Here is a 19,252-nt window from a genome sequence, read left to right on the forward strand (position 1 = left end):
CCCATCAGAAGGGATGTGCCAAGCCTTGAGTGCTTTAAAACGCAGATTGCCCGGGATCGCGGCCATGGCGCTGCTTGCCGCCAGCACGCTGGCCGGATGCTCCTCACAGGTACCCGATGAGGTGAACGCCCAATGGACGCTGATTGACCCGGCCGGGGTGAACGAGTCGAGCACTTCCCTTCAGCTCGGGGTGATGGCGATAGCCTGCACGTCAGGGACTACCGGGGAGATTACCGCCACCGATGTCGAACTGTCTAACGACCAGATCGTCATCGGGATCGCGGTGGAACCGGCAGAAGGGGACGCGCACACCTGTCCGGGCAATGAGACCGTGCCCTACACCCTTGAACTCGATGAACCGGTGGGGGACCGCACCCTCATTGATGCATCGTGCCTGGAGGGCATAGGACAAAAGACCACGGCTTGCCAGGACGGCGGAATACGCTGGAGCCCGCCGGCAGAACAAAGCTAGCAACTACCTGCATTAAGCAGAAGAACCGCGCGGCTGCTGGATCATTCCAGCTGCGGCGCGGTTCTTCGCTTCTCTACTGCTGCTTATGTCCACCTGGCGTGTTTTCCGCCTGGTCCAGCAACGCATCTTCGATGGCCTCATCGGTCAGCGTGCCGTCTCGGCGGACCTTCTTATCTGCCTTGATGCGGATCTTGCGCACCTTGTGCATCGGCTCTTCCAGGCCCAGCGCTTCGGCCTCAGCCCGTTCGGCGGCATCCTCGGCGTTCAGCTTCTTCTGCTGGCGGGCGGCATACCAGAAGCCTACGAATGCCAGCACACCGAAGATGTACCACTGGATCTCATAGGACAGGTGCGGACCCTCGTCCATATCCGGAGCATCAAGCTGCAGCGGAGCGGTGGCCGGTGCCGGATCCTCTTCGTACATCAGGCCGTAGGCGCCCTGGGCGATCGGGTAGTCCAGGTGCTTGGCGTAGTCCTCAAGCTGGATGGAAGCCAGCTGGCCCTCAGGGGCGCCGCGGTCCAAGCGGATCTCCGCTGGCTTCATGCGCACATCGACGTTCACTTTGCCAGTTGGGGGAGCGGGAACCGTATCGGGGTGCCCGCCTTCCTTATTGCCGATGGGCAGGTATCCGCGGTCCACGATGACCGTTGTTCCCTGCTCGGTCTTGAACGGGACCAGCACCTCGTAGCCAGGACGTCCGGCCTTGATCCGGTTGCGCACGATCATGGTGTCTTCGGCAAGATATTCGCCGGTCAGTTCCGCTGTGATCCAGATCTTCTGCTCATCGAGGTGCTCGAAGTTCTCCAGCGCCTGCTTGCCGGTGACCGGTTCGGCGAAGTAGTTGCGGTTGACCCGCTCGATGCCTTCAAGAACTTCAGTACGCCGGTCGGACTGCCAGTTGCCCAAGCTGATGCACGCGGCGGCGAAGATCGCCACCAGGACAAGCCAGCCGACCCAACGGGTACTTGCCAGAAAACGGTACATCTACTTGCGTTCTCCTTCATTGCCAGCCATTGGCAGTGTTTCCTTGTAGAGCAATCGTTCCTTCAAATACGTTTCAAGCCAATCGCGATGCTCTTGGCAGGCCAGCCAGATCTTGCGCCGCTCGGGCGTGTGGATCTTCGGGTTGTTCCACAGCAGCTGGTAGTCAGCTGCGTTGCGGCAGCCCTTGCGCGAGCACTGGATTTCAGGGGCGGCAGAAGAGCCGCCCAGCGAACCTAGCAGATCCACTAGTCCTCCTTGGGCGCAGTAGTAGTCGGTGGGGCCGAGGCATCGTCATCGAGGAAGGTTCCGTCGATGACCTCAGGATCCTGGGCCTCTTGCGGTGCAGCTTGCTCCGGAGCGGCAATTGGCCGGGCATCGGGAGTCTTGTAGAACTCGGCAGGCGGTTCACGCTTGGTCAGATCTGCTCCGCCATTGGCGATGACCACTGCAATGTAGGGAAGCACGATGGCCCCGGCCAGGAAGACCCAGCGCAGCCAGCCGTCGACGAAGAAGGCGAGGATGAAGCAGATCAGGCGCACCGTCATTGAAATCGTGTATTTGCGCACACGTATATCGCGCTCGGTGGTATGCGACTGCCGAGCTTCGGTGATGCGGTGAACTTCCGGCCGGTTAGAACCGTGATTCGTGGGCTGAGAGGACATGTAGAAGACTTCGCTTTGCACTGTGGGATCTGCTCCCATTGTCTCACTTGTGGCACGAAGAGTGTAATTTCTACGCGCTGTCGAAGCGGTAAAACTGGTCAGTAACTAATAGGATTGTTCACGGAGAAGCTACTTAACTAGGCAAAGTGCGTTTTGCGGCTGGTGAATCCAGGGATTTCCATGCCACGACAGTGAGCGCATGAACGGAGAAATACATTGACTACGGAACCAACCACTGGCCGCAGCGTCCTCGTGACCGGCGGCAACCGGGGCATCGGCCTTGCAATTGCCCGCGCATTCGAAGCCAACGGCGATAAAGTGGCCATCACCTACCGCAGCGGCGAGGTTCCCGCCGGACTGCTCGGCGTCAAGGCCGACGTCACCGACAGCGAATCAATCGACGCTGCCTTCAAGGAAGTTGAAGCGGCCCACGGCCCAGTCGAGGTACTGGTCGCCAACGCCGGTGTCACCAAGGACACCTTGCTGCTGCGCATGAGCGAAGACGACTTCACCTCGGTGATCGATACCAACCTCACCGGTGCCTTCCGCGTGATCAAGCGTGCCTCCAAGGGCATGATCCGCCTCAAGCGCGGCCGCGTCGTGCTGATTTCCTCGGTGGTCGGCCTCTACGGCTCGCCAGGACAGATCAACTACGCTGCCTCCAAGGCCGGCCTGGTGGGCATCGCCCGCTCGCTGACCCGTGAACTGGGCTCGCGCGGCATCACCGCGAACGTCGTGGCTCCAGGGTTCATCAACACCGAAATGACTGCGGTGCTTCCAGAGGACACCCAGAAGGAATACCTCTCCAACATTCCTGCCAACCGCTTCGCCGAGCCTGAAGAAGTTGCCAACGTCGTGCGCTGGATCTCCAGCAACGAGGCAGCTTATATCTCCGGTGCTGTGATCCCGGTTGATGGCGGCTTGGGCATGGGCCACTAGAAGTTTTAAAGCAAGAAATCTAAGGAGTATCACCATGAGTGAATTCAAGGGTGGCATTGTCACCGGATCCTCGCGCGGCATCGGTGCGGTTACCGCACAGCTGCTGGCCGAGCAGGGTATCGGAATAGTCGTGAACTACCGTGCCAAGGCACCACGCGCCAATAAGATCGTCGCTTCCATCGAAGAAAAGGGCGGCAAGGCCGTAGCCGTGGGCGCGGACCTGACCACCGTCGAGGGCCCGCAGGCCCTGGTTGACGCGGCCGTAGAGAACTTCGGTTCGCTCGATGTTGTCGTACTCAACGCCTCGGGCGGCATGGAAACCTCCATGGGCGAGAACTACGCACTGCGCCTGAACCGCGATGCCCAGGTAGCGATGCTCGAAGCTGCGCTGCCGAAGCTGAGCGAAGGCGGCCGCGTGGTATTCGTGACCAGCCACCAGGCACACTTCATCAACGACGTATCCACCATGGACGCGTACGACGCAGTGGCCAAGTCCAAGCGTGCCGGTGAAGATGCGCTGCGCGAGATGATCCCGAAGCTGGCCGAGAAGAACATCACCTTCGTGGTGGTCTCCGGTGACATGATCGAAGGCACCATCACTGCCACCCTGCTCAACCGCATGGAGCCAGGTGCTATCGATGCCCGCCGCGAAGCTGCCGGCAAGCTGTACTCCGTGGAGGAGTTCGGCGCCGAGGTCGCAAAGATGATCTTCGCCGACGTCGAGACCGGCCACACCGAGCTGGTAGGCGGCGCAGGGGACTTCCTGAAGGCCTCGGGCAACTAAAGCATCCAGAGAGCGTCTGTAAGCTGGCGTCCGGCATCAGTTCGAGCCGGGTTCTCACGGTCGTTGCAACACCCTGATCAATCAGGAGTTGCAACGGCCGTCTCTCGTTTAACCCAGATTGATCACCTGGAATCCTTCTGGATCAAGCCCCAGGGCAAGGAGCGCTGATCATGGAAAGCTACGCACCAATGGCGTGCCGAAGTTTTCGCGGCACAGCAACAGCACCGGGTACAAGCAACTCACTGCGATGAAAGCGCTGAAAGTGCCGTGACGCGCGCCTAAGATCGAGTCATACTGCCCGTTCGACTAGCGAAGGCCGCTGATGAATCTACGACGTACCTGCCGCATTGCCGCCGTTTCATTGGTTTTGCCGTTGGCTTTGGCTGCCGTTGGATGCTCAGCGGTCCATGAGGAAACCTGCGACGGCGGTTGGCCTGTCAGCGATCCGCAAACGGCTGTGCAGGGTTTGCTTGAAGCGGCGGAGAGTTCTGACTACGAGAAGGCGTGTTCAGTCATCAGCCTGAAGCTTGATGATGAGGCCATTGAAGAGCATTTGACACCGTTGAAAAGCGAAATGGATTCGAAGCAGGTAAGCTCGTCGAACTTCAAGATGCACAAGTATGAACGTGGCGGATCAGCGCATTTCTACAATGTCTATGCCGAACAGCCTGAAATGGCCATCGGTATTGTCGTGGTCAATGTCGGCAAAGGGTACCGAGTAGCCTTCGGCGAAGAGTAATGCTCGTCGGCCTGCAGGCACCCAGTGGTGTTCTTGTGGCTTCCAGCTTTGCATCTGCCCTGCGACTGCGCAGGGTATGCAAAACGCCGGGCACTTCCCTGGGGGGAAGCACCCGGCGTTATTGATGGACTTAGTCCTTAGGCTTCTCGCCGCAAACGATCTTGTGCCATGGGCTGTAGGTCCAGCTCTTGGTCTCGGCTGGCAGCTTCTTGGAGCCATCGAAGGTCTCGCGGTAGCGGGTGATATCGATGCTGAAGCCCTTCTTGCCACCGGATTCGGAGACGCACTTCTCAGCAGGGTTGTACTTGGTCTCAGGGTTGGTCAGGTTGTACTTGCCCGAGCTCTTTTGTGAGACATCCCAGTATTTGGTGGACCATAGGCGGGTGTTGACCTTGTCGCCCGAAACCCATGCCTGGATCATCACGCCATAGGGAGTGTTGTTCTCCCAGATCATGTCGATCTGGCCTTCCCACAAGGTAGCTTCGCGGCCCGCAGGGTAGCGTTCGAACCAGCGCGAGTGCGGCTTGTGGGTGATGTCGTCATAGCCGGCAAGGAAGCCGACGTTGTACATCTGGGTGGAGATCTGGGACAGGCCGCCACCGACAGCTTCGGTACTGAAACCGCTTTCCACCACACCGGAGCTGAAGTAGCCATTGGCCACGGTGATTGGGCCCAGGGCTTCAAGCAGGGAGAAGCGTTCGCCGGGCTTGATGATGTCGCCGTTGACGCGAGCCGAACCAGCGTAGAGGTTCTTGGTGCGTACCTTATCCGAGGCAGGGTACGGGGTGGAGAAGGTCACGATCGGTTCCTTGATGCCCAGCTTCTTGGCATCTGCGGTGGTGAACTCCGCCTCGGTTTCGGTCATTTCCACGGTAGCCGTACGCTTCTTATCAGCGGTGGCTGCCAGCACCTTGGCGCCCAAGCCTTCAGTCTCCAAAGAGACGCCCTTGGAGGACTTCACGATGGAAGGCTTGCCATCCTTCAACACGATCTTTGCGTTCTCGGCAGTGCTGGAAAGATCAGAATTCTTGGTTGCGGCCTTGTACAGCTTCTTGTCATCCAAGGTGATCGCCGGGGCGCCGTCCTTGGGCGTGTAGCTTGCTGCGGCGACAATGGACTCTACCGAGATGGTTGCCTTCTTCTTATCCGAAGACAGGGTGACATCGTCCTTGAGCAGGGCCTTGACGTCCTTGTCATAGAAAGCCTGCAGGCTTTCTGCGGAAATCTTCGGCTTAGTTACCTCTGCGGGCAAGGTGAGCGCCGGACCGGCAATTTCCCATTCATCGGTGATCAAGCTGGCCGCTTCATCAGCCTTCAACACGACCCCGTCAACCGGCTTGGTCAGCTTGGCAGTACCGTCCTTGAACTCGATAGCGCCTTCGGTCACCTCGGCGTTGGCTTTCTTGGCCAAAGCTTCGAGCTGGGTGGAAAGCTTCTCCTGCTCCACATCAACGGCCGGGTCCACATGGACATCTCCGGTCAGGCGCTCGTAGAGCTCAACCGGGTTGATTTCGTAGGAAGTCAGGTCATTGATGGTTTCATCAACGTTCAGCGCCAGACCGGCCTTAGCCGGATCCAACGTGTACTTTTCGCCATTGACGGTGACGTCAATGTCTTTTTCAGCAAGGGGGAGTACCTCGCGTTCCAACTCGCTGCGCGCTTGGTCCTTGTTCATGGACCCGATGTTCACGCCTGCAATGGATGCGTTAGCTGGAACCTGTGAGCTGACATAGGCCGCTCCGCCGAAATACGCTGCGGCTACGGCTGCAACACAAGAGCCGGTAATGATCCAAGGCTTGGCCTTGCTCTTTGGCTTCTTCTTGTCCTGCGGGGAGTGCGTAGGCGTAGTTGAGGAACTGTCCGGGGAGGGGGTCTGCACTGGTCTAGTAGCTCTTTCGAAAGCGATAGGGGCTCGGCATCAGGCTCGGGGACAATTCCACAGGCCTTAAGACGCGTCAATAGAAATACTATCTGCTAGAACAACCGATCAAGATATCGAAAGCCCAGATCTGCAAAATCGTTATGCAGTTGTTGGATTTCACTAAGCCAAATCATCGAGAACTAGGTCAGCGATCACATCCAGCCAGGCAAAGTCCAAGCGGACATCTGCCTCGTTGCGCAGAGCAGGCTTCGCATTGAACGCAATGCCCAACCCGGACGCTGCAACCATCGCGAGATCGTTGGCTCCGTCGCCGGCGGCAATGGTTGCCTCCAATGGAATCTGGTGTTCCTCGGCCCAAGCGCGCAGCATGGTTTCCTTCATCTCGCGATCCACGATCTGGCCATGAACGGTGCCATCGAGCACTGCGTCGGTGATGCCCAGGGTGTTAGCCAGCGCATGATCCAGATCCAGCTGTGCAGCCAGCGGATCCAGGATCTGCTGGAACCCGCCGGAAACCACGCCCACCTTGTGCCCGGCGGCGTGGAAGCGCTGGACCAGGCTCTGGGCGCCCTCGGAGAAGATGATGCGCTTGCCTACCTCGGCCAGGACCGTATCTGGCAGGTCCTTGAGCGTTGCAACGCGCTGAATCAAGGACTGGGCGAAGTCCAGTTCACCGCGCATCGCGGCTTCGGTGACTGCGGCTACCTCTTTTTCGCGTCCGGCGTGGGCGGCCAGCAGTTCGATGACTTCCTGCTTGATCAGGGTGGAATCAACGTCCATGAGCAACAGCAGCTGGGGAGCATTGGTGAGTTCCGCAGGGACTGCCGCGAGGCACAAGTCGGCGTAATCAAGTGATCCGCCGGCCACTAGGGCATCGACGAATTCAGCGGCGGCCTGCTGCAGCTGTGGATGGTTGGCCTGTTCAATCTGGAACTTGGCGACCAGCCGCTGCCCACTGGTTTTGATCGAGTTCTCATCCGCTTTGGAGATCAGCCCTTGTGCTGCCGCTTGCTGCAATACAGCAATGAAGTCGGTGCGGGAAAGTGCTGGACGGGAAACGAATACCAATGATGAAGCCATGAAACCATTTTTCATTGTTCTGTGCATTACGACCAAACATGACGTGCTTGCATATCAATTAGTTACCGGGAACCAGAGAGTCAGGTGCCATCGCCGTTGAACGCAATACAGATCAATCCGGCGATTTTTAGGCCTCGTTCGGCATTTCCAATTAGTGAAACAGGGGTGAAAAGTCTAATCTTGAATACCATGAGCGAAGTGCTAACTTTCAAAGATGTCAGCGTTGTACGCGGGCGAAAAGACCTGCTCAAGGACGTGTCCTGGGAAGTCAAAGAAGGACAGCGGTGGATTGTGATCGGCCCGAATGGCGCCGGCAAGTCTACCTTGATGAATATTGCGGCCACCCGGCTGCACCCTACCCGCGGTACCGCGGACATCCTTGGCGAGCGCCTGGGCAAGGTTTCGGTCTTCGATCTGCGTCCGCTGATCGGCCTGAGCTCCGCCCTGGTGGCCAATTCCATTCCAGCCAATGAAACCGCGCTGAACGTGGTGCTCACTGCCGCTTACGGCATGACCGGGCGCTGGCGTGAAAAGTACGAGAAGCTCGATGAGCGCCGTGCGTTCCACCTACTGCACAACTGGGGCATGTCTACCTTCATGAACCAGCCTTTCGGCAAGCTTTCCGAGGGTGAGCGCAAGCGCGTGCTGATCGCTCGTGCACTGATGACCGACCCTGAACTGCTGATCCTCGATGAACCAGCAGCGGGCCTTGACCTTGCAGGTCGTGAAAGCCTGGTTGGCAAGCTGACTGAACTGGCTGCCGACGAGGATGCGCCGGCTTTGGTTCTGGTTACCCACCACCTCGAAGAGGTACCAGCAGGCTTCACGCACATCATGATGATGCGCGATGGCCAGGTTGTGGCTGCCGGCGAAATCGAATCCACGCTGACCGAAGCGAACCTGGAAGCTACCTATGGCATGGCACTGAGCCTGCGCCATGAAGGCGGACGCTACTCGGCATTCGCACGTAGCTAACAGCAATATCTATAAGGGGAAAACTCCACGTGATCGAATTTTGGCGTGAAGCCCTGGTCTTCCTAGGCGGACTGTGGGCTGGAACTATCAACACCGTTGTCGGTTCGGGCACGTTGGTCACCTTCCCCATACTCGTGGCGTTGGGCACGGCTCCGGTTAATGCCGTGGTCTCCAATGCCATGGGTTTGGTTGCTGGCGGCTTCTCCGGTGCCTGGGGGTATCGTCGAGAAGCCGCCAGCGTCAAGAAGACACTGCTCAAGCTCGTCCCAGTTTCACTGGTCGGCGGCTTGATCGGCTCCCTGCTCCTTTTGAACCTGCCTGAGTCGGTGTTCGGTGTTGTCGCACCGGTTCTGCTGGTCTGCGCGCTGGTGCTGGTGATCTTCCAGCCTCGCCTGTCCAAATGGGCCAAGACCCGCCAGGCCGCTTCCGGCGGTACGGACCCCGATGATGCGGACCGCGCTAAGATTCCGCTGATCCTGTACATCTTGGTGTTCATCATCGGTGTTTACGGCGGGTACTTCACCGCGGCACAGGGCGTGCTGCTCATGGCCGTCTTCGGCGTCTTCCTGCATGCCTCCTTGCAGCAGTCCAACGCCATCAAGGTGATCCTTTCCTTGATCGTGAATCTGGTGGCCGCCGCAATGTACCTGGTCATCGCCCCGGAACGCATTCACTGGATCATCGTCTTGCTGATTGCCGTCGGCTCGCTGATTGGTGGATTTGTTGGCGCCAAGATTGGCCGCAAGCTTTCCCCGGGCCTGCTGCGCCTGGTTATCGTGATCCTGGGCTTGGTCGCCCTGGGCAACATGCTCTACAAGTTGGTGTAGCTTCGTGCCTGAAATCCTGAATCCAGAACGGATCATGCAGGTCGCTGACCTGTCCGATGCCCGCCTTGATGAATACCTGCGGCTGTCCGAAGCGCACCTGCGGATGCGCACCGATGTCGAAAACGGCCTGTACATCGCCGAGAGCACCAAAGTAGTGCAGCGCGCGATCAATGCCGGGCACGTGCCACGCAGCTTCTTGCTGGCCGCAAAGCATTTGGATCAGCTGGCAGAAGAGTTCAATCGATTCCCTGACGCTCCAATTTTTATTGGCGATGATCGCCAGCTTCAGGACTTGGTGGGCTTCCACCTGCACCGCGGTGCGATGGCGTCGATGAATCGTCCTGAGCCGCTGGATCTTAGCCAAGTGCTTGAAGCCAGCTCGCGGGTTGCCATCTTAGAAGACATTGCCGACCACACCAACCTTGGCGCCATTATTCGTTCTGCTTCCGGGCTGGGCGTTGACGCGGTGCTGCTGACCCCTAAATGCGTGGATCCCTGGTACCGGCGCAGTGCGCGCGTTTCCATGGGCACGGTCTTCGACCTGCCTTGGGTGCGCATGCTTTCGTGGCCAGAAGATATCCGGACCTTGAAGCAGCACGGCTATCAGATGCTGGCCATGGAACTGACCGACGCCGCGATTCCGCTGAATGAAGTCCAAATCACCGCAGGCCAGAAAGTCGCCATGATCTTGGGCAATGAAGGCCGTGGCGTGACCGCCCAAGCTCTGGAAGCCGTGGACCAGACGGTGATCATTCCGATGCACCGCGAGGTTGACTCGTTGAACGTTGGTGCCGCTAGTGCGATTGCCTTCTGGCACTTGTGCTCGGCGCCACGCTAAGACGGTTTCGGGGCTCAGGCAATTTGCGATAGGATGGACTGTCTGTGTATCGAGGTTTCTTCACCGAGCCTTGAATGCGGGCACAATTTCCGAGTAAGTAGCTGCTGGCAAAATCCAGTGGCCATTAACAATAAAGGTGTATAGCTATGAAGGCTGATATCCATCCACAGTACGGCCCAGTTGTCTTCAACGACCTGGCATCCGGCGAAAAGATCCTGACCCGTTCGACCGCTAAGTCGGACAAGACCATCGAATGGGAAGATGGCAACACCTACCCAGTAATCGACGTCGAAATCTCGGCTGCTTCGCACCCGTTCTACACCGGCAAGCAGCGCATCATGGACACCGCTGGTCGTGTCGAGCGCTTCAACGCCCGCTTCAAGGGCTTCGGCGGCAAGAAGTAATAACTTCGCCCCAACGCAAGCTTATTACGGTGTGCTTCCTTCGGGAAGCACGCCGTTGCTGCTTTAACCAGCATTCGTGCCAGACAGAGCCGACTTGGGTGATTCGACCAGCTCACGCTCGGCGATAGAATGGAGGCATGATGCATCATGGCGAATACAAGGTAGTCGGTGGCAAATTAGTTGTTGTGGATTTGGATACCGCCGATGGCGTGATCACTGACGTTTCATTGAACGGCGACTTCTTCCTTGAACCCGATGACGCACTTGAAGACTTGAATGATGCGCTCCGCGGATTGCCGGTAGACGCCAGCCACAGCACCATTCGCGATGCAGTGAATCAGAACCTGCGCGAGGGTGCGGTGATGTTCGGCTTCGACGCTGACGCCGTGGCCCGCGTGGTGCGCCGCGCCATGGGCCACGCGACCAAGTGGGAAGACCACGAATGGGAGATCCTGGCCCCGGAAATCATCCCGATTACCGAGCAGGTGGCCCTCGATGAGGTGCTTACCCGACAGATCGCGAAGGGTACGCGCAAGCCGACCATCCGCTTCTGGGATTGGAACGAAGGCGCGGTAGTCATTGGATCCTTCCAGTCGCTGAAAAACGAAGTGGACATGGAACAGGCGAACAAGCATGGCATCCAGGTAGTCCGCCGCATTTCAGGCGGAGGAGCGATGTTCATGGAAGCGGGTAACTGCATCACCTATTCGCTCTACGCCCCAGAATCTCTGGTCGATGGCATGAGCTTTGCCGATTCCTACCCGTTCCTTGACGCGTGGGTTATGGAAGCGCTGGAGCGCATCGGCCTGAAGGCCCACTACAAGCCGTTGAATGATATTGCCACGCCCGCAGGCAAGATCGGCGGCGCGGCACAGAAGCGCCTGGCCAACGGTGCCATGCTGCATCACGTGACCATGAGCTACGACATCGATGCACAGAAAATGACCGACGTGCTGCGCATCGGCCGCGAAAAGATTTCCGACAAGGGCATCGCCTCGGCCGTCAAGCGCGTGGATCCGGTGAAGTCCCAGACCGAACTGGAGCGCATGGAAATCATCGAGATCATGATGGACACTTTCGCCAAGCGCACCGGGGCAACCCGCACCCAGCTCGATGAAGCCTCCCGCAAGGACGCCCAAGAGCTGGCCGAGACCAAGTTCGCTACCGAGAAGTGGACTGCGCGCGTTCCATAAGCCTGCAGGTGCTCAACGCGGGTTGCGTGCCAGTGCGGCGCGCACCGCTTCAGCCGGTTGGCAGTGCAGCGCCTTGCCACGGCCGGGCAGGATCGAGTCGGCGTCGAGGCCATCGAAAGCCGCAAGGGCTTGATAGGCCTGCTGCCGCTCGTGGTGGAACATAGGGTGCAGCATCTGCGCCCCGGTGGTGGTACTGAGCACGTGGCCGGAGATCAGTGCATCTCCGGAGATAAGTACCTTTGCATCCGGCAGGTGGAATGCGCTGTGGCCAGGAGTATGACCTGGTGTAGGCACGGCCACCGGTGCACCGGGCAGTGCGGCAAGTTGCTGGGTGGTCCAAATTTGCTTCAAGAACCTTGGTTCCCTTGGTGACTCCGACAGTGAGGACATGGCGCATCCATTTGAATACCCGAGGCTGCCACGCGCGGAGCAGGATTTGCACGGGGGAGAATTGGAAGCGTTCTTCCCCGGTCATCTGCGTATGCTCGGCGTGAGAGCTCAGCACCGGAACACATAATTCCGAAGCGAAGTAGGCCGCCGCTCCGGTGTGGTCCACATGCCCGTGGGTGATCAGCATGGCCGCGGCATCCTTGGCCGAAAGGCCAAGCCCCCTAATTGAGTCGAGCACCCGCGGCACAGCCCCGGGGTAGCCTCCGTCAATCAGCGCGTAGGCTCCATTGTCTTCCAAGATGATCCAGTTCGAGGCCGGACCTTCGACCATGTAGGTGCCTTAGGCGTGCTCGGTGATGTGGAACTGATGTGGCAAGAGGACTCCTGGATTTAGCAGGCAAAGCGCGCTGGCGCCGCGATGCCTTCAGTATGCCAGCGGGCCAGGCTCCGTGAAAGGGCCGCGTAAATGCACCAAGCCCGGTTCCGCTTGGATGAAGCGGGACCGGGCTTGGATTGATCTTCCCAGAAGCATTAGCGACTGGTGCGGCTGTAGGCCTGGGCCTTCAGCGAGCGTTCCAGCTCGGCACGTTCCTCCAGCAGGATGCGCTTCAGGGCCGTTGGCGCGCCTTCATGGCGTTCGAGCCAATTGGTTGCGGCAGCCAGTGCCTGGTTCTGCTCAACTGCCCCATCCAGATCCTGGTGGCCTGGGAACAATCCTTCGATCACGCGGGTGGCGAATTCCATGCCCATGGTCTCGAAGACCGGAAGCACCGCGGCCCAGTAACGCTGTTCGAATGGTGCCAGCAGCGCAGCTGATCCCATGGTGAAGCCCAGTGCGGTGGCCGAAAGCGCATCGTTGGACAGCTCGCCCTGCTCATCGCGGGCCATCAGCACGGTGTCGAAGGCGGTTTCCTTCACCTGTGCATCCGGGCGTGCGGCCAGCGCGGTGCGCACCGCGTTCAGAGCCACACTGGTTGGCTTCGCCTTGGCCGCTTCGTGCATGCGGGCCTCAGCAGCTTCATCCAGCCGGCCTGCCGCGGCCAGCGCAATGTAGGAAGCCCACAGCAGCTGCTCGTCGACGGTGACCTGGTACTGGTTCGGCTGCTCGCCAAGGAAAGCATCGATCACTTGGCCAGCCACTCCGGCGCGGGCCAAGCGGGCCAGGGTACGCGCGGTGGTGGTCTGCTGATCGCTGCCGGACTCGAATTCGGTCAGCCAGCCGGTGAGCACGCCAACGGCGCGGGTGCGCAGTTCGGCGCGCAGCTCAGGGGCCGCATACTTGGAAATCGAGGTGATCAGCTGGTCGGTGAGCACGCCGAAGACGCCTGCGTCGGTGACCATGTGCGCGTGGTCCAAAATGGCCTGCACATAGCTTTGGGCATCCAAGGTGGCTGAACGCACCGCATCCCACAGCGAAGCCCAGCAAGTGGCGCGCGGCAGCGAGTCGGTCAGGCCCGAGAGATGAGCGAGCAAGGTGGCCCGCGAAACCTGGTCGAACTCAATCAACGCATAGGTTTCATCGCCATCATTGGGCAACACCAGGTCCGGGACCTTGGAACCCACAAGGAAGTCCAGGGCTGCCGATTCGCCGGCCAATTCCACACGCGCGGAGTCAGTGCGGCTCAGCTTGCCATCGGCCAGCTGGTAGGCGCCCACAGAGAGCACATGCGGGCGCGCGATCTTTTCACCTGTGACCGGATCGGTGCCGGACTGGATCAGCGATGCGGCGGTAATGGTGCCGGCTTCATCGGTGTCGTACTGCACGTGCAGCTTGGGCACGCCGCTGGTCTTCAGCCACGCCTCGGCCCAGGCACCCATATCGCGTCCGCTGGCCGTTTCCAAAGCCTCGAGGAAATCATCCAGCGAGGTATTGGAGTAGGCATGCTTGCGGAAGTAAGCGCGGGCGGCGTCGCGGAAAGCGTCGGCTCCAACGAAGGCGGCCAGCTGCTTGAGCACGCTGGCGCCCTTGGCGTAGGTGATGCCATCGAAGTTCTGGTCCGCGGCCAGCAGGTCCGGGATGTCAGCGACAATCGGGTGCGTGGTGGGCATCTGGTCTGCCACATAGGCCCAGGCCTTGCGGCGGGCGGCGAAGGTGGTCCAGGCGGTGGTGAAGTCGGTGGCCTCGTCATTGGCCAGGGTGCCAATGTAGTCCGCGAAGGATTCCTTCAGCCACAAATCATCCCACCACTTCATGGTGACCAGGTCGCCGAACCACATGTGCGCCATTTCGTGCATCAGGGTGTTGGCGCGCTGCTCGTGCTGCGCCTCGGTGGCCTGGGAGGTGAACACGTAGCGTTCGGTGAAGGTGACCAGGCCCGGGTTCTCCATGGCGCCGAGGTTGTATTCGGGCACGAACGCCGAGTCGTACTTGCCCCATGGGTAGGGGTAGTCGAAGAGCCGGTGGTAGTAGTCCAGGCCCTTGCTGGTGAGCTTGATGATCTCTTCCCCATCGAAATGCTTGGCCAGCGAGGCGCGGCAGGTGGCGGCCATCTCGATGCTCAGCTCTTCGCCGTCCTCCAGCTTCTGGATGTGCTCGCCGCGCACCACATGGTACGGGCCAGCCAGCACTGCGGTGATGTAGCTGGAAATGGGGGGAGTCGGGGCGCAGGCCACGGTCTTGGTGCCGTTATCGTGCAGTACCTCATCAACGATCGGCTGGTTGCTGGCCAGGTGCCAAGCGGCCGGTCCGGTCAGGGTGAAGCGGTAGCTGGTCTTCAAGTCTGGCTGTTCGAAGCAGGCGAAGACGCGGCGCGCCTCGGAAGGTTCGAACTGGGTGTAGAGGTAGGTCTGCCCATCTTGCGGATCCACGAAGCGGTGCAGGCCCTCTCCGGAGCGCGAGTACAGTGCCGTACCGGTGATCTTCACGGTGTTGGGCACGTCGGTGCGCAGGTTATCCAGGTAGATTCGCGCGTCGAGCACGACGCTGTCCAGGTCGACCGCGGTGCCGTTGACCAGCACTTCGTCCACGGATTCGTGGATGAAGTCGATGAAGGTCTCGGCCCGCTTGGAGCTGAAGTTCAGCGTGGTGATTGAGCTGTATCCGGAGGCGGAAGAATCGGTGGCGTTGGAGACATCGAGCTGGATTTCGGCGAAATGCCAGTCGATGTTCTGTGCGCGCCAAGCCGCTTCATCGCGTCTGAGGTTTTCGTTGGGTGCATAGCGTTCTAATGTGTCCACCATCCCAGCTTAGCTGTGAAACGAATGCTTTAGGGTTTTATCTGGGAAACTTCTCGCTGGGCCAGCAGTGTGCGGATGCCGTGGAAGTGCCCGGAGATCAGCTCGCGGGCGGTGTCCACGTCCTTGCTGCGCACCGCATCGAGGATATCGCGGTGATCCTGGGCGGTTTTGTCCGGCTGGGTGATTTCCGGATCGGTGCCAATCGCGTCATAGATGGTGCGGTAGACATCCTAGAAGACCCCCAGCAGGTTGGTCAGCAGCTTGTTCTCCAGCGGCTCGAAGAGGATGCGGTGGAAGTCCTTGTCCTGCTCCACAAAGCTTTCTTCGCGTGCGGCGCGTTCTTCCATGGCGATTACGCACTGCTCCAGCGCGTCCAGGTGTTCCTCGGTGACCGCGCGGATGGCCAGGCCGACTAGCCCGGTTTCCAGCGCTTGGCGCACATCTAGGCGGCACCAAGATCGCCGGCGCCGTAGTGCGCGAAGATGGCACCATCACCGCGCGCAGCCAAGCGCCGACCCCGGCTAATGATGGATCAGCCGCGATCATCGCGGCCATGGCCGGGGTCATTCAGCAGCTGCGCAGTGCGTGTGCCTCAACACCAGCCGGCGTGGGCATCGGAGCGGCAGGGGTCATCGATCCGGCAACTGCCAAGGTGGTTTCGGCCACCGGCACCCTGGCCGGCTGGGCCGGCACCGACATGAAAGCCGAATTGTGGTCGATCACCGGACTGGAAGTGCGCGCGGTCAATGACGTGCACGCCCACGCGCTGGGCGAAGCCCGCTACGGTGCTGGTGTTGGAACCAGGCAGGTGATGCTCTTGGCTATCGGCACCGGAATCGGCGGGGCCTATCTGCACGACGGGCAGCTGGTCACCGGCTCCCACCATGTGGCCGGTCATATGGGGCATATCGATTCTTCCTACGCCAGCGGGCTGGAATGCTCGTGCGGGCGCACCGGGCATGTTGAGGCGATCGCCGCCGGTCCGGCGATCCACCGGCACTACCTGCGCTTGGGCGGTGACCGGCAGGTGCACGGCACCCAGGCGGTGGCTGCGCTGGCCGAAGCCGGGAACCCCAAGGCCCGCAAGGCCTTGCGCACCGGGGCCCTGGCCGCAGGAGCCGCGGCCGGATCACTGGCCAACGTGCTGGACCGCAGAAAATCATCATTGCCGGCGGGATGGCCGGGGCAGGGGACATGTGGTGGGAAGCGTTGCCTGAGGGCTTCGCCTCCAGCGCGATCGACCTGCTGCGCGCTACCGAGCTGGAACCTGCCCGCTTGGGCACCGACGCGGCCCTGCTCGGGGCAGCCAGCCTATGGTGGACACAAGACTAAAGGAGCACCACATGTTGCTTTCGCCAGCATCACTTCAAGCACTGCGCGGACGATTGATCGTTTCCGCGCAGGCCTACCCGGGCGAACCAATGCGCCACCCTCAGACCATGGCCCAGGTAGCTGCCTCCGCGGTCATCGGGGGAGCAGCGGCGGTGCGCGTGCAGGGCATTGCCGATATCCGATTCACCCGTTCAGTGGTCGAGGTGCCGGTGATCGGGTTGTTCAAGGACGGGCATGAAGGGGTGTTCATCACCCCGACCATCCACCATGCACTGGCGGTGGCCAACGCCGGGGCGCACATCGTGGCCCTGGACGGCACCCGCCGCGAACGGCCCGACGGCAAGAGCCTGGAACAAACCATTAACGCGGTCCACGAACGGTCTGCCGCCTTGGTGATGGCCGACTGCGGGTCGCTGGACGACGCGCTGGCTGCCGCGCAGGCCGGGGCCGATCTGATCGGCACCACGCTGGCCGGCTACACCGGGGAACGGGACAAGACCGAGGGACCTGACCTGGAGCTGCTGGAGCAGATCGCAGCAGCGGGCCTGGAGCGGCCATTGATTGCCGAGGGCCGGATCCACACCCCGGCGCAGGCCAAAGCCGCGCTGGATGCCGTCTCGTTCGCCGTGGTGGTGGGCACCGCGATCACCCATCCGGCGAGCATTACCGGATGGTTCGACGCCGCCCTGCGAGGCTAGGCGTTTTCTTCGTGGCTGGTAACTGGCCTACGCTTAAGCGCAGAACCTAATTCCTGCAGAATCGGAGAATCACCCCGTGGACGTCTTTATCAAGGGCCCTTCCAAGCGCGATGTAGCCGGCATGAAAGCGGCCTTCGGCGAGGTGGAAGCCGGAGACGTGATCTCGGTGCTCTACAAGACCGCCCGCTTCGGCAACTTCCTGATCACCGGCGCCGCGCACGCCACGGTGCTCGACGACGTCATGGTTGGCGGGCTGAACGCGGCCGCTGCCAAGAAGAAAGCCAAAGACGCCGACGGCGGCGAAACCATGGCCCGCCAGCCTGATAAGGACGTGCGCGCCTTCCCCGCAGTCTTCGAAGGCGAGTTCGCCCCGGAAGACATCGAAGTTTCCGAGCTGTCCCACGGCGATTTGGTTGCCGCATCCTTCAGCCAGGAACCCTACGGTGATTTCGTGATTACTGGCGTGGTCACCGAAGCCGAAAATGATCGCGGCTACCTGATGGTCGGTCCGTGGATCCTGCAAACCGCCGACGGGGCGCCGCCGCGGTTGCTGTCGGTTCAGCGCGTGGCGGCCAACGGCACGCACGTGGCCCCGGTGCCTACGCGCCGCGGCCTGGTCGAGGTAGACGGACTGTAGCCAGCAAAGAGTTCGACAGCCCCCGGTGGATGAAATTATTTTTCATTCACCGGGGCCTTCTTTCTTCTTCCGGGAAGGAGATGCTGGCCGGTCATTTCACTTCTGGCCAGTGCATCAATGCCGAGGGCCGCTATCGATCGGTGGAGCGAGCACCACTTGGCTATCCGCCGAACGGCACGAGAACGATTATGAGTAATGCAGTTGCTCGTAATTATTCCAAGAGGCGTTATGACTAAGAACAACGCTCATTATTGACACTCGCTGTTCAGTGAATAACTGGTAGGGCAATCAGCCATTTCGTTGTGCGGCATCGCGGCAGAGCGGTCGTTGGATGGCGGCAATTACAAGCCAGTCCTCACCGCGTCCAGTAGCCCGTCTCAATAGCACTTTCAGTGATGAAATCACGAGATTCGCAGTACAGGCAACCACAAAGCTAACCAGGATGGAACGCGAGCTTGGTGGGCAAATCTCGAACTTCGTACCGGTACTGCTGTGCTTTAAAGAAATGAATACCCATCAGCGTGGTCCTTCGAAGTTTTGACAGGAATCGAACGCTGAGGATCGAGGTAACAAGGTATCTCTAGGGGAACCTTGAACCGATGACAAGACGATTTGATATGACTCTTCCATAATTCGATTCCCCGTTAGCGTGGAACGACATTCAGGCAGGGTTCGGGATCATGATCGGTTCCTCCGCGCGGCGCACCCAGTCACAGGAGCTGTCCCGATGAGTCGGCTTCTCCCTGATAACGAGACCACATTGGAACTGGACGGCGTGGAGCAGGAGCCAGAACTGAATCCGGCAACCGGGCCGGAGGAAGAAGCAGAGGAGCGCCCGTTCTCGTACCTGTATGCCGAACAATGGCTGCGCTGGTACGTGCTGCCACGGTATTCGCGCAAGCAACGTCCGTCTTGGCGTCCATGAGTGGGCACCGAACTGGTTTAAGTACCGGAAGCACATTCACCCGTGAGCGGCATTCTGGGAGTTGGGAGCAGCTGTGCTGGAAATCCCCCAGCACATCCTTGTGTTCTATCGTGATCACTTCTACCCGTTGTTCGATCGAATGACTGCGCAGGATGGCCCGTTCCACGATTTTGAAAAGGAAATGCACCCCGAGTTGTCGGACGTCTTTCCGGTGAGTGAAGCACCGCTCGGATACTTTCGGAGGGTGCGTATCGAATTCTTAGTCGATCCGAGCATATTCGGAACGTAGCTCGATAGGGATCCTTATTCAAAT

20 protein-coding genes and 3 pseudogenes are annotated in these 19,252 nt (G+C 60.0%); 14 read left to right on the forward strand and 9 right to left on the reverse strand.

Annotation, left to right across the window (positions count from 1 at the left end; all coding sequences use genetic code 11):
- Positions 1–25: 25 nt before the first annotated feature.
- Complete coding sequence (locus tag AB4Y71_RS09620; protein ID WP_441719983.1) at positions 26–472, forward strand: hypothetical protein; 447 nt, start codon at positions 26–28, stop codon at positions 470–472.
- Between the two features lie 73 nt (positions 473–545).
- On the opposite strand, the gene AB4Y71_RS09625 is transcribed toward AB4Y71_RS09620, so the two are convergent.
- The 3 genes from AB4Y71_RS09625 to AB4Y71_RS09635 are packed head-to-tail and all read right to left on the reverse strand — an operon-like array spanning position 546 to position 2,158.
- Positions 546–1,457, reverse strand: coding sequence for an SURF1 family cytochrome oxidase biogenesis protein (locus AB4Y71_RS09625; RefSeq protein WP_417366041.1), 912 nt, complete (start codon positions 1,455–1,457; stop codon positions 546–548).
- Positions 1,458–1,703, reverse strand: a complete 246-nt coding sequence (locus AB4Y71_RS09630) for an acetone carboxylase (protein WP_102597675.1) — start codon at positions 1,701–1,703, stop codon at positions 1,458–1,460.
- Entirely contained in the window at positions 1,703–2,158 is a 456-nt protein-coding gene (locus AB4Y71_RS09635; protein WP_441719986.1) for a DUF3099 domain-containing protein, read from the reverse strand. Before AB4Y71_RS09635 ends, AB4Y71_RS09630 begins: the two co-directional genes overlap by 1 nt.
- A gap of 177 nt (positions 2,159–2,335) precedes the next feature.
- Between AB4Y71_RS09635 and AB4Y71_RS09640 the strand changes: the two genes are divergently transcribed.
- The 3 genes from AB4Y71_RS09640 to AB4Y71_RS09650 all read left to right on the forward strand — a co-directional run bounded on the left by AB4Y71_RS09640 (position 2,336) and on the right by AB4Y71_RS09650 (position 4,581).
- Entirely contained in the window at positions 2,336–3,058 is a 723-nt protein-coding gene (locus tag AB4Y71_RS09640; RefSeq protein ID WP_013348942.1) for a beta-ketoacyl-ACP reductase, read from the forward strand.
- A gap of 34 nt (positions 3,059–3,092) precedes the next feature.
- A complete protein-coding gene (locus AB4Y71_RS09645) occupies positions 3,093–3,842 on the forward strand; it encodes an SDR family oxidoreductase (protein WP_441719988.1) in 750 nt (249 codons plus the stop codon).
- 373 nt (positions 3,843–4,215) lie between these two features.
- Entirely contained in the window at positions 4,216–4,581 is a 366-nt protein-coding gene (locus tag AB4Y71_RS09650) for a hypothetical protein (RefSeq protein WP_441719991.1), read from the forward strand.
- A 130-nt stretch (positions 4,582–4,711) separates the two neighbouring features.
- On the opposite strand, the gene AB4Y71_RS09655 is transcribed toward AB4Y71_RS09650, so the two are convergent.
- Both AB4Y71_RS09655 and serB read right to left on the reverse strand, forming a co-directional pair.
- A complete protein-coding gene (locus AB4Y71_RS09655) occupies positions 4,712–6,460 on the reverse strand; it encodes a VanW family protein (protein ID WP_441719994.1) in 1,749 nt (582 codons plus the stop codon).
- Positions 6,461–6,622: 162 nt separating this feature from the next.
- On the reverse strand, positions 6,623–7,543 hold the full coding sequence (serB, locus tag AB4Y71_RS09660) for a phosphoserine phosphatase SerB (protein ID WP_441719997.1): 921 nt from the start codon (positions 7,541–7,543) through the stop codon (positions 6,623–6,625).
- Between the two features lie 189 nt (positions 7,544–7,732).
- Between serB and AB4Y71_RS09665 the strand changes: the two genes are divergently transcribed.
- From AB4Y71_RS09665 to AB4Y71_RS09685, 5 genes are all read left to right on the forward strand, one after another.
- Entirely contained in the window at positions 7,733–8,518 is a 786-nt protein-coding gene (locus AB4Y71_RS09665) for an ABC transporter ATP-binding protein (protein ID WP_134780190.1), read from the forward strand.
- A 29-nt stretch (positions 8,519–8,547) separates the two neighbouring features.
- On the forward strand, positions 8,548–9,345 hold the full coding sequence (locus AB4Y71_RS09670) for a sulfite exporter TauE/SafE family protein (RefSeq protein WP_102597669.1): 798 nt from the start codon (positions 8,548–8,550) through the stop codon (positions 9,343–9,345).
- 4 nt (positions 9,346–9,349) lie between these two features.
- Positions 9,350–10,183, forward strand: coding sequence for a TrmH family RNA methyltransferase (locus tag AB4Y71_RS09675; protein WP_441720000.1), 834 nt, complete (start codon positions 9,350–9,352; stop codon positions 10,181–10,183).
- A gap of 146 nt (positions 10,184–10,329) precedes the next feature.
- Positions 10,330–10,587 carry a type B 50S ribosomal protein L31 gene (locus tag AB4Y71_RS09680; protein WP_013348950.1) on the forward strand — a complete coding sequence of 86 codons (258 nt, stop codon included), beginning with the start codon at positions 10,330–10,332 and terminating at the stop codon, positions 10,585–10,587.
- A 137-nt stretch (positions 10,588–10,724) separates the two neighbouring features.
- Positions 10,725–11,780: a lipoyl protein ligase domain-containing protein gene (locus AB4Y71_RS09685; protein WP_417363595.1), complete on the forward strand. Its 1,056-nt coding sequence runs from the start codon at positions 10,725–10,727 to the stop codon at positions 11,778–11,780.
- A gap of 12 nt (positions 11,781–11,792) precedes the next feature.
- Here the strand turns inward: AB4Y71_RS09685 and AB4Y71_RS09690 are convergent, their stop codons facing one another.
- From AB4Y71_RS09690 to AB4Y71_RS09705, 4 genes and pseudogenes are all read right to left on the reverse strand, one after another.
- A complete protein-coding gene (locus AB4Y71_RS09690; protein ID WP_441720003.1) occupies positions 11,793–12,131 on the reverse strand; it encodes an MBL fold metallo-hydrolase in 339 nt (112 codons plus the stop codon).
- 97 nt (positions 12,132–12,228) lie between these two features.
- A pseudogene (locus AB4Y71_RS09695) lies at positions 12,229–12,501 on the reverse strand (MBL fold metallo-hydrolase); the annotation flags it as partial.
- A gap of 200 nt (positions 12,502–12,701) precedes the next feature.
- The gene (pepN, locus tag AB4Y71_RS09700; protein WP_441720006.1) at positions 12,702–15,347 is read right to left on the reverse strand and encodes an aminopeptidase N; all 2,646 of its coding nucleotides are present in this window, start codon (positions 15,345–15,347) and stop codon (positions 12,702–12,704) included.
- Between the two features lie 29 nt (positions 15,348–15,376).
- Positions 15,377–15,787 (reverse strand): annotated as a pseudogene (locus AB4Y71_RS09705) (FadR/GntR family transcriptional regulator).
- Positions 15,788–15,819: 32 nt separating this feature from the next.
- On the opposite strand from AB4Y71_RS09705, the pseudogene AB4Y71_RS09710 reads away from it, so the two are divergent.
- The 5 genes and pseudogenes from AB4Y71_RS09710 to AB4Y71_RS09730 all read left to right on the forward strand — a co-directional run bounded on the left by AB4Y71_RS09710 (position 15,820) and on the right by AB4Y71_RS09730 (position 19,228).
- Positions 15,820–16,679: pseudogene (locus tag AB4Y71_RS09710) on the forward strand (ROK family protein).
- A gap of 11 nt (positions 16,680–16,690) precedes the next feature.
- Entirely contained in the window at positions 16,691–17,377 is a 687-nt protein-coding gene (locus AB4Y71_RS09715) for an N-acetylmannosamine-6-phosphate 2-epimerase (RefSeq protein ID WP_441720009.1), read from the forward strand.
- 76 nt (positions 17,378–17,453) lie between these two features.
- On the forward strand, positions 17,454–18,014 hold the full coding sequence (locus AB4Y71_RS09720) for a hypothetical protein (protein ID WP_441720012.1): 561 nt from the start codon (positions 17,454–17,456) through the stop codon (positions 18,012–18,014).
- Between the two features lie 727 nt (positions 18,015–18,741).
- Positions 18,742–18,939: a hypothetical protein gene (locus tag AB4Y71_RS09725; RefSeq protein ID WP_441720015.1), complete on the forward strand. Its 198-nt coding sequence runs from the start codon at positions 18,742–18,744 to the stop codon at positions 18,937–18,939.
- A 73-nt stretch (positions 18,940–19,012) separates the two neighbouring features.
- The gene (locus AB4Y71_RS09730) at positions 19,013–19,228 is read left to right on the forward strand and encodes a DUF4913 domain-containing protein (RefSeq protein WP_441720018.1); all 216 of its coding nucleotides are present in this window, start codon (positions 19,013–19,015) and stop codon (positions 19,226–19,228) included.
- The last annotated feature ends 24 nt before the right edge of the window (positions 19,229–19,252 follow it).

The organism is Glutamicibacter sp. MCAF14 (assembly GCF_052114325.1).
GTDB classification, from domain to species: Bacteria; Actinomycetota; Actinomycetes; order Actinomycetales; family Micrococcaceae; genus Glutamicibacter; species Glutamicibacter arilaitensis.